Source organism: Salinimicrobium sediminis (assembly GCF_900215295.1).
GTDB classification, from domain to species: Bacteria; Bacteroidota; Bacteroidia; order Flavobacteriales; family Flavobacteriaceae; genus Salinimicrobium; species Salinimicrobium sediminis.
In genome coordinates this window covers 724,448-738,731 of the sequence record NZ_OCMF01000001.1, presented here as the reverse complement: position 1 = coordinate 738,731, position 14,284 = coordinate 724,448, and the positions used below count along the sequence as shown (strand labels likewise).

The following is a 14,284-nucleotide window of genomic DNA, read 5'->3' as shown; positions in this document are numbered from 1 at the left end:
TCTGTAGGAATTCCGAATTTTTCTGAAAGCCTAAAATCATTTTTTTCTGACTTTTCCCTTCCGGAAATTAGTGAAAATTTAACATTTTTGAAGATGTAGGTTTCTGCCTTCAGCTTTTTATATTTTACCTTTGGAACAATGGAGGAAAGCAAACTGGAGCTGCAGATCAAAACGCTTCCGGAGAACCCGGGAGTCTATCAATATTTTGATAAAAACGGAAGGATCCTTTACGTGGGCAAGGCCAAAAACCTGAAAAAAAGGGTTGCTTCGTACTTCAACAAGAACAATGACAGCCATCGCATAAGGGTGATGGTAAAAAAGATCCAGGAGATAAGACATATCGTGGTTTCTTCGGAAACCGATGCGCTTTTACTGGAGAACAACCTCATCAAAAAGCATCAGCCCCGCTTTAATGTGATGCTGAAAGATGATAAGACCTATCCCTGGATCTGTATCAAAAATGAACGTTTTCCCCGGGTGTTCCCTACCCGAAAGCTGGTAAAGGACGGTAGTGAATACTATGGCCCCTATACCAGTTTTAAGACCATTCATACTTTGATGGATCTTATTAAAGGTCTTTATCCTTTACGTACCTGTAATTATGACCTTTCTGAAGAAAAGATCAGGAATGGGAAATATAAGGTCTGTCTTGAATACCATCTGGGCAATTGCCTGGGGCCTTGTGAAGCTTATGAATCTGAAGCTGACTATCAGAAAAAGATCGAAGCCATAAGACAGATCGTAAAAGGTAATTTTAAAGAGTCCTTACAGCAGTTTCGGCAGCAGATGAGGGAACATGCGGAAAGAATGGAATTCGAAGAAGCCCAGAAGATCAAGACAAAAATTGACATTTTGGAGAACTATCAGGCGAAGTCGACCGTGGTAAACCCAAAGATCAATAACGTGGATGTTTTTTCCATTGTGAGCGATGAAGGTTACGGCTATGTCAATTTTTTACAGCTGTCGCACGGAGCGATCATAAGGTCTCATACTATTGAAATGAAGAAGAAGTTGGGAGAAAGTGACAAGGAGTTGCTGGAGCTGGGAATTACCGAAATAAGGCAACGTTTTAATTCAATTACCCGGGAGATCTATGTTCCGTTTAAAGTTGAGGTGGGGGAGGATCTTAAAGTAACGGTGCCCAAGTTGGGGGACAAAAAGCAAATTGTAGACCTCTCCACCCGTAACGCAAAATATTTTAGACAGGAACGGTTTAAACAGATGAAGATCGTGGATCCGGACAGGCATGTGAACAGGGTAATGGCTCAAATGAAGCAGGATCTTCGGCTGCCCGAGGAACCGCGGCATATAGAATGTTTTGACAACTCGAATATACAGGGCACTAATCCTGTGGCGGCTTGCGTGGTTTTTAAAGATGGAAAACCCAGCAAAAAAGATTACCGCAAGTTCAATATTAAAACTGTGGAAGGTCCAAACGATTTTGCTTCTATGGAGGAAGTGGTCTTTAGAAGATACCGAAGATTATTGGAGGAAGGGGAGTCCTTGCCGCAGTTGATCATAGTGGATGGAGGTAAAGGCCAGTTATCTTCCGGAGTGAAGGCGCTGGAAACTCTGGGCCTTCGCGGGAAAATTGCTATAATCGGAATTGCTAAACGTCTGGAGGAGATATTTTATCCCGGGGATTCTATTCCGCTGTATTTAGACAAAAAATCTGAAACTTTAAAGATCATACAGCATCTAAGAAATGAAGCCCATCGGTTTGGGATCACCTTTCACCGGCAAAAACGAAGTAGTGTTGCTTTGAATACTGAGTTGGAAGAAATTCCGGGAATAGGGGAAAAGACGGTGGTGGAACTGCTAACAAATTTCAGGTCTTTAAAAAGGGTGAAAGAAGCTTCTCTGGAAAGCTTATCTTCGGTCATAGGAAAATCAAAGGCTTCCATTATCTATAATTATTATCATCCCGAAAATGCTTAAAAAAACCTTCCTTATTCTCCTCTTATTGATTACCCTGCCGGGACTTTCACAGGAGGAGGATCCTAAGGTGGGATTGGTTCTAAGTGGCGGTGGCGCCAAGGGTTTAGCTCATATAGGGGTGCTTAAAGTTCTGGAAGAAGCAGGGGTAAGGATAGACTATATAGGCGGGACCAGTATGGGCGCCATTATTGGTTCCCTTTATTCCGCAGGATATAGCGCACACCAGCTCGACAGCATATTCCAGAGGACCAATTTCAATATTCTTATCCAGGATGAATTGCCCCGGGCAGCAAAGACCTTCTATGAAAAAAGAGATTCTGAGAGATATGCCATCACCTTGCCTTTTGACAATTTTGACGTCTCGTTTCCGTCTGCGCTTTCACGTGGACAAAACGTGTATAATTTGATGTCTAAATTGACCCTGCACCTTAAAGATCAACAGGATTTCAGTGAAATGCCTATTCCGTTTTTTGCTGTAGCAACCGATGTTGAAACCGGAGAAGAGGTAATTCTTGACAGCGGTCATCTCCCGCAGGCGATATCGGCCAGTTCAGCTATCCCCAGTTTGTTTAATCCTGTATTGATAGATGGCAGGCTTCTTACAGATGGTGGGGTTGTAAATAATTATCCTGTAGAAGAACTGCGCAAACGGGGAGCAGAGTTGATCATAGGAGTTGATGTGCAGGATACGCTAATGGCAAGGGAAGAACTAAGATCGGTCTTTGAGATCCTTACCCAGGTGAGTAACTTTCGTACCATTGCAGATATGACCGAAAAGATTGAAAAAACAGATGTCTTTATTAAACCGGACATTACAGATTTTTCGGTAATGTCTTTTGAAAAAGGTGCAGAAATTATTCAAAGTGGGGAGCAGGCAGCGCGTTCACATATGGAAGTCTTGAAGGAAATTGCTGCAAAGCAATCCAAAAGCTCCAGGCAGGTGAGACTGGAACCCGGAGTGGACTCACTGTACATTACCAATTTGCGAATTGAGGGTAATAACTCTTATCCCCGGGCTTACGTGTTGGGGAAATTAAAACTGCAATTTCCTGCCACAGTTACTTACAAAGATCTTAGCCTTGGGATCAATAACCTTTCGGCGACTAAGAATTTTAACAGAATAAATTACAGGCTGGTGCCTCTTAATGAAGGTTATGTACTGGCGTTACAACTGGAGGAAAATCCAAACAAGACCTTGTTGAGGTTAGGACTTCACTACGATAATGTTTACCAAAGTGCGGCTTTGGTCAACCTTACCCATAAAAGATTATTATTCGCCAATGATGTTACCTCTCTTGATGTTGCCCTGGGAGATAACTTCAGGTATAACTTCAATTACTACATAGATAAAGGATTCTACTGGAGTTTTGGAATAAGGTCCAGGTTCAATAGTTTCAGTCAGGGTGTAGCATTCGATTTTGCCAGGGAAAATGCAGGAATTGACATTGGAGGAATAAATCAGCTTGAAATAGATTATGAGGATTTTACCAATCAGTTATACGTTGAAACCCTTTTTAAACAGGTTTTTTCCTTTGGAATAGGCCTGGAACATAAGTATCTTGACATCACTTCAGAAACCATCGGCACCCCAACGCCAGAGCAGCCAGCAACCGGAGTGTTTGATAAAAGTTCTTATTACGGCAGCTTCGGAAATCTCACTCTGGACAACCGGGATTATAAATATTTTCCCACCAAAGGAGTCTACTTTAACGGAGATTTTCACTGGTACCTGTTGTCATCGGACTTTAATGGGGTTTTTGAACCTTTTTCTGTAGCCAAAGGAGAGTTGGGTTATAATTTTTCACCTGTTCAAAAGCTAACTATGAAAATATCTTCTGAAGCGGGTTTTAGAATTGGCAGCCGGCAGAATAATATCTTCGACTTCTTCCTTGGTGGGTATGGAAATGATTTTATAAATAATTTCACCTCTTTCTATGGGTATCCTTACATCTCATTATCGGGAGACAGTTTTATCAAGGGTCTGGTGGAGCTGGATTATCGTTTTCTTCGGAAGAATCACCTTGTGCTAAGCGCAAATTTTGCCAATGTCGAAAATGACCTTTACAGCACAGGAGACTGGTTTACCTGGCCAGATTATTCCGGTTATGCAATAGGTTATGGGCTGGAAACCTTTCTGGGCCCGGTGGAAATAAAATATTCCATTTCTCCGGAACTGAAGGAAAGTCAGTGGTATTTTAGTTTGGGTTTCTGGTTTTAGGGCTCTCTTAACTGGTTTTCCCGTAAAAAATAGTGATATTTGTGTTTAGTCCTTTTAAAAGGGCGAATTACGAAAACGTTTTCATTAAAAGATAAAAAGATGCCTTTTTACCACACCCTCGGAAAAATTCCGCATAAAAGACACACCATCTTCAGGAAACCTGATGGAAGCCTCTATTATGAGCAGCTTTTTGGAACCATTGGTTTCGACGGAATGTATTCTAACATATACCACGAACAGCGGCCTACGCAGGTCAAAGAGATTAAAGACAGCTATGATGTAAGGCCTAAAATAGCTACTGAAAAAAATATTCAGTCCTATCGGCTTAAAGGCTTTCAGATCAAACCTGAAGCCGATTACCTGAAGAGCAGAAAAGTGGTTTTGACAAATTCTGATGTCGATATCACCCTGGCGGCCCCTCAGAAATCCACGGAAGATTATTTTTACAAAAATGCAGATTCAGATGAACTTTTGTTCATCCATAAGGGAAGCGGAAAACTGCGAACCCATCTGGGAAATCTGGATTTTAAATATGGAGATTATCTGATGATCCCCCGAGGGACCATCTATAAACTCGATTTTAATGATGAGAATAACCGCTTATTTATAGTAGAGTCCCGCCGACCAATTTATACTCCAAAAAGATATCGTAACTATTTTGGGCAGCTGTTGGAACATTCCCCTTTTTGTGAGCGGGATATCCGGCGGCCTTATGAGTTAGAGACGAATAACGAAAATGGCGAATTTCTAATTAAGATCAAAAAGCAGGGAAAGATCTTTGATATGGTCTATGCTTCACATCCTTTTGATGTAGTGGGTTATGACGGGTACAATTACCCTTATGCTTTTTCGATTCACGATTTTGAACCTATTACGGGGCGTATTCATCAGCCGCCACCGGTGCATCAAACTTTTGAAACAGATGCTTTTGTAGTGTGTTCCTTTGTGCCCAGGTTGTATGATTACCATCCTGAAAGTATTCCTGCACCATATAATCACAGCAACATTGACAGCGATGAGGTCCTGTATTATGTGGATGGTGATTTTATGAGCCGTAATGATATTGAAGAAGGACATATTTCCCTTCACCCTGCGGGTATTCCTCACGGTCCACATCCCGGGGCAGCAGAAAGGAGTATCGGAAAAACCAAAACAGACGAGCTTGCCGTTATGGTCGATACTTTTAAGCCGCTTATGGTGACCAAAGATGCCATGGATATTGCCGATGACACTTATTACCAATCCTGGCTGGAGCATTAATCCAAACTTTCCAAAAAGATTAACTTTGGATTCCGTTTAATTGAAATAGAAACAGATCGCAGTGCGACTTTAAAAAATAAAATTATGTCTACAGAAAACACCACACAAATAAAGAAAACTGTACCCCAGGCCGAAGATTTTCTTCCGCTTCTGGGAACAGATTACGTTGAATTATATGTTGGCAATGCAAAGCAAGCTGCTTTTTATTACCAACAAGCCTGGGGATTCCAGCCGGTAGCTTATTCCGGTCTGGAGTCTGGAAGTAAAGATAGGGTTTCATATGTTTTACAACAGGGAAAAATTCGATTGGTCCTTACCAGTCCTTTACAACCCGGAGGAGAGGTCAATGAACATATCGACAAACATGGTGACGGGGTAAAAGTTGTTGCCCTATGGGTTGACGATGCCCGTAAGAGCTATGAAGAAACTACCAAGAGAGGAGCAAAATCTTATTTTGAGCCAAGAGAGTTGAGCGACGAGCACGGTCATGTGGTTCTATCCGGAATCCATACCTATGGTGAGACAGTGCATATTTTTGTGGAAAGAAAGAATTACTCTGGTCCTTTTCTTCCCGGTTATAAAGAATACAAGCCCAATTTCAAAGTTAAAGATGTGGGATTGAAGTATATCGACCATATGGTTGGTAACGTTGGATGGAACGAAATGAACAAATGGTGTGAGTTCTATGCTAAAGTAATGGGCTTTGCTCAATTGGTGTCTTTTGATGATAAAGACATTTCTACAGACTATACAGCTCTGATGAGTAAAGTGATGAGCAATGGAAACGGAAGGATCAAATTTCCTATTAATGAGCCTGCTGAAGGAAAGAAGAAATCTCAGATAGAAGAATATATTGATTTCTACAACGGGGCAGGCGTTCAACATATCGCAGTAGCGACAGATAATATTATAGAGACTGTGACTGCTTTACGCGACCGCGGCGTGGAATTTCTTTATGTGCCCGAGGCTTATTATGACGATGTTCTTGACAGGGTGGGAGAGATCGATGAAGAACTGGAGCCGCTTAAGGAATTGGGAGTGTTAATAGACCGCGATGATGAGGGTTATCTTTTACAGATATTTACCAAACCTGTTTTAGATCGTCCAACCATGTTCTTTGAGATCATTCAGCGAAAAGGAGCACAATCCTTTGGGAAAGGAAATTTTAAAGCTCTTTTTGAAGCAATTGAAAGAGAGCAAACGTTGCGGGGAACCTTGTAATTTTAATTATTTTATTAATAAAATCGTAAACTGAAACTTAAAAATAAATTATTCCCAATTGTGTTTAGTTAAAGTTAATTTTTCTGTTGTTATAACAGGATTTATATAAGACTTTTGCACCGCAATTTTGGAGTGGTTACCAAAGTTGGAAAAAAAATTACTTTTTTTTCATAATTTAAGTTTTAGTTGGTTAATAAGATTAAAAACCCCGTCATTGTATTGACGGGGTTTTTTCGTTTTAATACCTTTGGAATAGAAATTGTAATTGTAAGCCTATAAAGAGTTAAACCTACTTAAACATGAAAAAAATATTCGCAGTTATAATTTCTCTTATAGCCCTTAATGTCTCTGCACAATCTCACCAGGCTTTCCAGGATGGGGAATGGTTTAGATTCAGAGTCCACTATGGAATGGTCAATGCGGGTTTTGCAACTCTTGAAGTAAAAGAAACTACCTTTAAAAACCAACCGGTTTATCACGTGGTAGGAAAAGGTAATTCTACTGGGATGGTGCATGTTTTCTTTAAAGTAGATGATAATTATGAATCTTTTATGCACAAGGAAACAGGAATGCCTCTCAGGTTTATTAGGCAAATTGATGAAGGAGGTCATACCAGAGATCTTTTAGTGGATTTTGACCATGAAAATGGTGCCGCACATGTTTTTAATCGTAAGCATAATGAACGCAATACTTATAAAATTCCGGCTAATGTTCAGGATATGATCTCTTCCTTTTATCATTTAAGGAATAATCTTGATGTAAAGGAACTGGAGGCAGGAGAAATGCACAGCATAAAAATGTTTTTAGACGATGAAATTCATGATTTCCAGTTAAAATTCCTTGGAAGGGAGGTAGTAAAAACAAAATTAGGTAATATTGCGGCACTAAAATTTCAGCCTTATGTTCTTGCAGGACGGGTATTTGAAAAGAAAGAGGGATTAACTATGTGGGTAAGCGATGACAAAAATCGTATGCCAATAAAAATTAAAGCCAATTTAGCAGTTGGATCTCTGGATGCAGATATTGATGCTTTTAAAGGTTTAAAACATCCCTTAAATATAATAATGGATTAACATGGAAGGAATACATCCCGAGATAGCCGAAAAGGTCCGGCAGCTGGAAGAAAAATTTAGAAATTCCGGTCAGGATCTGGGGTCTTATCTCGACGGCCTTCTGTATGACAAGTATTTGACTTATTGGGATTACATCAGTCTGGATACATTGTTAAGTCTTCAGAACACCAAAACCCATTTTCCCGACGAAGAGATCTTTATAGGGTACCACCAGATCACCGAACTTTATTTTAAGCTCATTCTCCACGAGCAAAAGCAGCTGGTAGAAGAAAAATCCCTTACAGCCGATTTTTTTATACAAAAACTCAACAGGATCATAAGGTACTTTCGCATTCAAACCAATTCTTTTGATGTGATGATCCGCGGCATGGAAAAGGACCAGTTTCTGAAGTTTAGAATGGCCCTGCTTCCGGCGAGCGGATTCCAGTCAGGGCAATTCAGAATGATCGAGATCTATTCAACCCCCCTGCACAACCTGGTACATCATGGCGATAGAGAAAACTTCCGTAGCAATAAGAATTTAGAAGAAGTTTATCAAAATATTTATTGGAAGAGAGGCGGTATTAGTACAGATACCGGAGAAAAAACACTCACTTTAAGACAGTTCGAGGAAAAATATGATGAAATTTTCCTACGGCTCGCAAAAAAATTAGAAGGGAAAACCTTGCTGGAACTGTATAATTCTCTTCCTGAGGGAGAAAAAAACAATAAAGACTTAATTGAGGCGTTGCGTAACCTGGATGTAGCAGTGAATGTGAATTGGTTGCTTGTGCATATAGGTGCGGCGCAAAGATATTTAATGCTAAAGAAAGGTGCTGTAAAAGCAACCGGTGGAACTAACTGGAAGGATTTTTTACCTCCTGGTTTTCAAAAAATTACATTTTTTCCTGAACTTTGGAGTACCCAAGAAATGAAGGATTGGGGAAAGCAATGGGTTGAAGAATTGATAACACATTAAAAAACATAAAGAGTGAAGAAATTTAGTTACCTGCTAATGTTGATGATGGCCTTAACGGCCTGCAATGACCAGCCGAAAAATGACGAAATAGCCGATAACATTAAAACGGAAAAACCTGAACCTGCCATAATCAATGAGTACGGGTTTATTCTGAATGACTATGAAGTGGTAAGAGATACCATACGCAATGGCGACAGTTTTGGGGTGATCCTTGGCACTCATGGGGTGGATCCAAATAAGATCTTCGAAATTGTGAATAAAGTACGTGACACTTTGAATCCGCGAAGAATTGTAGTGGGGAAACCTTATGTCATTTTAAAGGAAAGGGATTCTGCACAAACGCCAAAAGCCTTTATCTATGAAAATGACCTGGTGAATTATACCGTGGTTGATCTCAGAGACAGTATTAATGCCTATACCGCCAAAAAACCTGTAACTATTACCAAGAAAACTGTTGCGGGAATGATCAACTCCAGTCTTTCTGAAGCTATGGAGGATGCTGGTCTTAATTATCTCTTGGCTCATGAAATGAGCAATATTTATCAATGGAGTATAGATTTCTTCAGGCTTCAAAAAGGAGACCGGTTTAAGCTGGTTTATAATGAGAAGTACATTAATGATACTATCTATGCCGGTATCGAAAATATAGAAGCAGCAGTCTTTTATCATGAGGACAAACCTTATTATGCTTTTAATTTCATGGTGGATTCTGTAGCGGGTAGCAGAGATTACTATGATGAAAAAGCACGACCTTTACAAAGTTTCTTTTTGAAGGCTCCTTTAGATTTCTTCAGAATATCTTCCCGCTTTAGTCCAAACAGGTTCCATCCGGTGCAAAAACGCTGGAAAGCTCACAAAGGAACCGATTATGCCGCAGCTCATGGGACTCCTATAAAAAGTACCGCAAACGGGGTAGTTATTGCGTCTTCCTACACCGCAGGTAATGGAAATTATGTGAAGATCAAGCATAATGATACCTATACTACCCAATACCTTCACATGTCTAAACGCGCAGTTAGGCAGGGGGAAAGGGTAAAGCAGGGGGAAGTAATAGGGTACGTGGGAAGTACCGGGCTGGCAACAGGACCACACGTATGCTATCGCTTCTGGAAGAATGGGGTACAGGTTGATCCTTTCCGGCAGAACCTCCCTTCGGCGGAGCCTATTGAAGATAAATACATCCCTTCCTATTTTGCTACTATTGAACCGTTGAAGGATGAGTTAGGGCAGATAGAATTTAAAGAATCCATATAAAAAATGACCAATACCAACCCTACCCAAACTGAAAGCTGGAAAAAATTACAGGAGCATTATAATCGAATAAAAGATCTTGATCTAAAGCAGGAGTTTAAAAATGATCCTGCACGGGCCGAAGCTTTTACCCTTAACTGGGAGGATCTATATGTAGATTACAGCAAAAATCTTATCACTGCCGAAACCAAAGATCTGCTGTTGCAGCTTGCTGAAGAAGCAGGTTTAAAAGAAGCTATAAATGCTCTTTTTGAAGGAGAGACCATTAATAAGACCGAAGGTCGTGCTGTACTTCATACCGCTCTTAGGGATGAGCAGGACGCATTAATTAAGGTTGATGGTGAAAATGTAATACCTGAAGTTTTTGAGGTAAAGGAGAAGATCAAAAATTTTTGCTATTCTGTCATAACCGGTGCTAAAAAAGGCTATACAGGAAAAGCTTTTACCGATATTGTTAACATTGGAATCGGAGGTTCAGATCTTGGACCTGTGATGGTGGCCGAAGCTTTAGAACATTACAGGAATCATCTTAAAATACATTTTGTTTCTAATGTTGATGGAGATCACGTGCAGGAAGTGATCAAGGATCTCAATCCTGAAACCACTCTTTTTGTAATAGTTTCCAAATCTTTTTCCACCCAGGAAACCCTTACTAATTCCAATACTATTAGAAAGTGGTTTACCAGAAAAGCTCCTACAGAGGCAGTTGCGAAGCACTTTATTGCCGTGTCCAGCAATGTAAAGGCTGTGGAGGATTTTGGAATCGAAACCGAAAATATTTTCCCCATGTGGGATTGGGTTGGCGGTCGCTTTTCGCTTTGGAGTGCGGTAGGATTATCTATAGCTCTCGCGGTAGGTTATAATAATTTTGAAGCTTTGCTTGAAGGTGCCCGTAAAATGGACAGGCATTTTAAAGAAACTGATTTTAAAGATAATCTTCCTGTGCAACTGGCATTGCTTACGGTGTGGTACAACAACTTCTTTAAAGCTGAAACACAGGCAATCATTCCTTATACCCAATATCTTCACAGGTTTCCTGCCTATTTACAACAGGCAATTATGGAAAGCAACGGTAAGGGAGTGGATCGCAATGGGGATGAGGTAACCTATCAAACCGGAAACATAGTTTGGGGGGAGCCCGGGACCAATTCCCAGCATGCCTTCTTCCAGTTGATCCACCAGGGGACAAAGTTGATCCCCGCAGATTTTATTGGCTTCAGGAGATCTTTGCATAATGAACAGGATCACCACAATAAGTTGATGGCCAATTTCTTTGCACAGACAGAAGCGCTGTTGCAGGGGAAGAGTTCCCCGGAGGTAAGAAAGGAACTGGAATCTAAAAAAACACCGGCTTCTGAAGTGGAAAAACTTTTACCTTTTAAGGTCTTCAAGGGCAATCATCCCACCACCACTATTCTCATCGATCAATTAACTCCGGAAAGCCTTGGAAAGTTAATAGCACTATACGAGCATCAGATCTTCGTGCAGGGTATTATCTGGAACATATACAGTTATGATCAATGGGGCGTGGAATTGGGTAAGCAATTGGCTACAAATATTTTGAAAGAAATAGAGGAAAAGAAGGTTGCAGAGCATGATTCTTCTACTTCACAACTGTTAAAGTTTTATCTTCAACAATAACAGCAAGTTAGCTTTTTATTAAGATTTCGAGCAACCTCCTGAAGAACAGGGGGTTGTTTCATTTTGCAGACTGTTGAAAACGTCTTCCTTTTTGTGAAAAATTCTTAACCTTAAGTTAAAGGATATTTTTAAAGAAAGTTGTTCTTTTGCACCAACTTTTTAAACACAAACTAACAAATTACACAATGAGGAAATTTTTAGCATTAGCGTTTTTTTTAACGTCGGCTACAATTTTTGCACAAGGCGTCGTAACCGGTACGGTGATAGATGCTGACATGGAAGCCCCTTTACCCGGTGCTAACGTAAGGGTAGTGGGAACCAACAATGGAACGATCACCGATTTTGGTGGGGTTTTTAGTCTTGAAGTGGAGAAGGCAAGCGGCACTATTGAAATTAGCTACGTAGGTTTTGAAACTAAAAGAGTAGAATTTAAAGTAGCCAACGGTCAGACTGTTGATCTTGGAAGAATTCAATTTACTCCTGATGCAGATGCTCTTGACGAGATTGTGATCACTGCTTACTCTTTAGCTATTGATCGTAAAACTCCGGTTGCAGTTTCTACAATTAGGGCCGAAGAGATTGAGACTCAGCTTGGAAGCCAGGAGTTTCCTGAAATTCTAAAATCTACCCCGGGGGTTTATGCTCACAAAGGTGGTGGTGGTTTTGGAGATTCTGAAATCCGTTTGAGAGGATTTAACTCTGAGAATATTGCGGTGATGATCAATGGTATCCCAGTAAACGACATGGAAAATGGACGTGTTTACTGGTCAAACTGGGCAGGTCTTTCAGATGTTACCCGTTCTATGCAGGTTCAGCGTGGTCTTGGAGCTTCTAAGGTTGCTGTGCCTTCTATTGGGGGTACAATTAACATCGTTACAAAAAGTACCGATTCAGAAGAAGGTGGAAATCTTTTTTATGAAATGGGAACCTATAACCGTCAGAAAATCGGAGCAACAGTCTCTACAGGTTTACTGGATAATGGATGGGCAGCTACAATTTCTGCTTCTAAAACCACAGGTGACGGTTACGTAGATGCTACAGAATTTGAAGCTTATTCTTATTTCCTTAACATCGCAAAACAATTTAATGAAGATCACCAACTATCATTTACAGTATTTGGTGCTCCACAATATCACGGGCAACGTCAAAATGCCCATGAGATTTCAGTTTATGAAAGAAGCGAAAGAGGAGACAGATTCAATGGAGACTGGGGCTATCTTAATGGAGAGGTTAAGCACATTGAAGATAACTTCTACCACAAACCACAGATGAGCTTAAACCACTACTGGAACATTAGTGATGCTACAACACTTTCTACTGCACTTTATGCTTCATTTGGTACCGGAGGCGGTGGCGGATGGGCAGGAGTAAACAAGTTCGGACTTGATTCTGACTACAGAATCGGGGAACTTGGACCTATTGATCTTGACAGAATTGTAGATGAGAATGAAGCACGCGGAGCTCTTGGTTCAGAAACCTATTTAAGAGCCTCAAGAAATAATCACCAATGGTATGGTGCGCTTTCTACTTTAACTACAGAACTTTCAGAAGATATCACCTTTACTGGAGGAGCCGATCTTCGTTATTATGTAGGGGAACATTATACTGAGCTTACCGACCTTCTTGGAGGACGTTTTGCCATAGACAGGAGTAACGAAAACAATCCATTAAATATGGCTGAAGTTGGAGACAAGATCAGTTATTATGATGAAGGTTTTGTAAACTGGGCGGGTCTTTTTGCTCAGGCTGAATATTCAAGAAACGACCTTTCTGCCTTTATCTCTGTGGCTGCTTCAAACACCGGTTATAAGAGACTTGATTACTTCAGCTACCTTGATTCAGATCCTGAAAGAGAGACAGATTATCAAAACTTCTTTGGATACAGTGCTAAAGGGGGTGCTAACTATAACCTTACCGGAAATCACAACGTATTTGCTAACATTGGTTATTTTGAAAAGGCGCCAGATTTTGATGCTGTATTCCTAAACTTCAGGAATGATATCAATGCTGATGCAGAAAACCAAAAGATCTTTAGTGCGGAACTTGGATATGGATTTAGATCCACTAACCTGAGAGTTAACCTTAATGCTTACCGTACCCAGTGGAATGACAGAACTCTTCCAATTAGCTTCGAGCAACCTGATGGGACTGTAGGATTTGTTAACATTCTTGGAATTAATGCACTTCACCAGGGAGTTGAAATGGATGTTGATTTTCGTCCTTTTGAGAACCTAACCTTGACAGGTATGGCTTCTTTTGGTGACTGGAGATGGATGAACAACGTAACAGGAGTTGACATTATAGATGAGCAACAAGAAGTTGTAAGAACCATTGATGTTTATATCGAAGACCTTAAAGTTGGAGGTTCTGCACAAACTACTTTTGCTCTTGGAGCAGACTGGGATGTATTTGAAAATACCGGTCTTAGAGTAGATTGGACTTACAATGACAATCTTTATGCAGATTTTGATCCAAACTCAAAAACTTCCGAAGTAATAGTACCTGCCTGGGAAATTCCTGCTTATGGTCTTGTAGATTTTGGAGCTACCCATGGATTTGATCTTGCAGGTTTTGATGCACTATTAATTGCAAACCTTAACAACGTATTTGATACTGAATATGTATCTTTTGCAAGAGATGGAGGAACAGGGACTTACCAAAAATCCAGAGTGTATTATGGATGGGGAAGAAGTTTCACTGTTGGACTAAAACTTAACTTCTAAA

At 40.4% G+C, this 14,284-nt stretch carries 9 protein-coding genes; all 9 read left to right on the top strand.

The features are described 5' to 3' along the window. Positions 1–138: 138 nt before the first annotated feature. The 9 genes from uvrC to CRO16_RS03325 all read left to right on the top strand — a co-directional run bounded on the left by uvrC (position 139) and on the right by CRO16_RS03325 (position 14,283). Positions 139–1,938, top strand: coding sequence for an excinuclease ABC subunit UvrC (uvrC, locus tag CRO16_RS03365; protein ID WP_097054919.1), 1,800 nt, complete (start codon positions 139–141; stop codon positions 1,936–1,938). Further along, on the top strand, positions 1,931–4,156 hold the full coding sequence (locus tag CRO16_RS03360; RefSeq protein ID WP_097054918.1) for a patatin-like phospholipase family protein: 2,226 nt from the start codon (positions 1,931–1,933) through the stop codon (positions 4,154–4,156). Before uvrC ends, CRO16_RS03360 begins: the two co-directional genes overlap by 8 nt. A 99-nt stretch (positions 4,157–4,255) precedes the next feature. Beyond that, the gene (locus CRO16_RS03355) at positions 4,256–5,416 is read left to right on the top strand and encodes a homogentisate 1,2-dioxygenase (protein WP_097054917.1); all 1,161 of its coding nucleotides are present in this window, start codon (positions 4,256–4,258) and stop codon (positions 5,414–5,416) included. Between the two features lie 84 nt (positions 5,417–5,500). After that, complete coding sequence (gene hppD, locus CRO16_RS03350) at positions 5,501–6,637, top strand: 4-hydroxyphenylpyruvate dioxygenase (RefSeq protein ID WP_097054916.1); 1,137 nt, start codon at positions 5,501–5,503, stop codon at positions 6,635–6,637. Positions 6,638–6,936: 299 nt separating this feature from the next. After that, positions 6,937–7,710 carry a DUF3108 domain-containing protein gene (locus CRO16_RS03345; protein WP_097054915.1) on the top strand — a complete coding sequence of 258 codons (774 nt, stop codon included), beginning with the start codon at positions 6,937–6,939 and terminating at the stop codon, positions 7,708–7,710. Position 7,711: 1 nt separating this feature from the next. Continuing rightward, on the top strand, positions 7,712–8,668 hold the full coding sequence (locus CRO16_RS03340; RefSeq protein WP_097054914.1) for a tryptophan 2,3-dioxygenase family protein: 957 nt from the start codon (positions 7,712–7,714) through the stop codon (positions 8,666–8,668). A 12-nt stretch (positions 8,669–8,680) separates the two neighbouring features. Then, positions 8,681–9,922, top strand: a complete 1,242-nt coding sequence (locus tag CRO16_RS03335; protein ID WP_179670477.1) for a M23 family metallopeptidase — start codon at positions 8,681–8,683, stop codon at positions 9,920–9,922. A gap of 3 nt (positions 9,923–9,925) precedes the next feature. Next, entirely contained in the window at positions 9,926–11,560 is a 1,635-nt protein-coding gene (gene pgi, locus CRO16_RS03330; protein ID WP_097054912.1) for a glucose-6-phosphate isomerase, read from the top strand. A 185-nt stretch (positions 11,561–11,745) separates the two neighbouring features. Further along, positions 11,746–14,283 carry a TonB-dependent receptor gene (locus tag CRO16_RS03325; RefSeq protein WP_097054911.1) on the top strand — a complete coding sequence of 846 codons (2,538 nt, stop codon included), beginning with the start codon at positions 11,746–11,748 and terminating at the stop codon, positions 14,281–14,283. Position 14,284 lies beyond the last annotated feature (1 nt).

Bases quoted from the DNA above. Each gene is read 5' to 3' on its own strand.
- uvrC (WP_097054919.1), top strand. From the start codon at position 139: ATGGAGGAAAGCAAACTGGAGCTGCAGATCAAAACGCTTCCGGAGAAC.
- CRO16_RS03360 (WP_097054918.1), top strand. From the start codon at position 1,931: ATGCTTAAAAAAACCTTCCTTATTCTCCTCTTATTGATTACCCTGCCG.
- CRO16_RS03355 (WP_097054917.1), top strand. From the start codon at position 4,256: ATGCCTTTTTACCACACCCTCGGAAAAATTCCGCATAAAAGACACACC.
- hppD (WP_097054916.1), top strand. From the start codon at position 5,501: ATGTCTACAGAAAACACCACACAAATAAAGAAAACTGTACCCCAGGCC.
- CRO16_RS03345 (WP_097054915.1), top strand. From the start codon at position 6,937: ATGAAAAAAATATTCGCAGTTATAATTTCTCTTATAGCCCTTAATGTC.
- CRO16_RS03340 (WP_097054914.1), top strand. From the start codon at position 7,712: ATGGAAGGAATACATCCCGAGATAGCCGAAAAGGTCCGGCAGCTGGAA.
- pgi (WP_097054912.1), top strand. From the start codon at position 9,926: ATGACCAATACCAACCCTACCCAAACTGAAAGCTGGAAAAAATTACAG.
- CRO16_RS03325 (WP_097054911.1), top strand. From the start codon at position 11,746: ATGAGGAAATTTTTAGCATTAGCGTTTTTTTTAACGTCGGCTACAATT.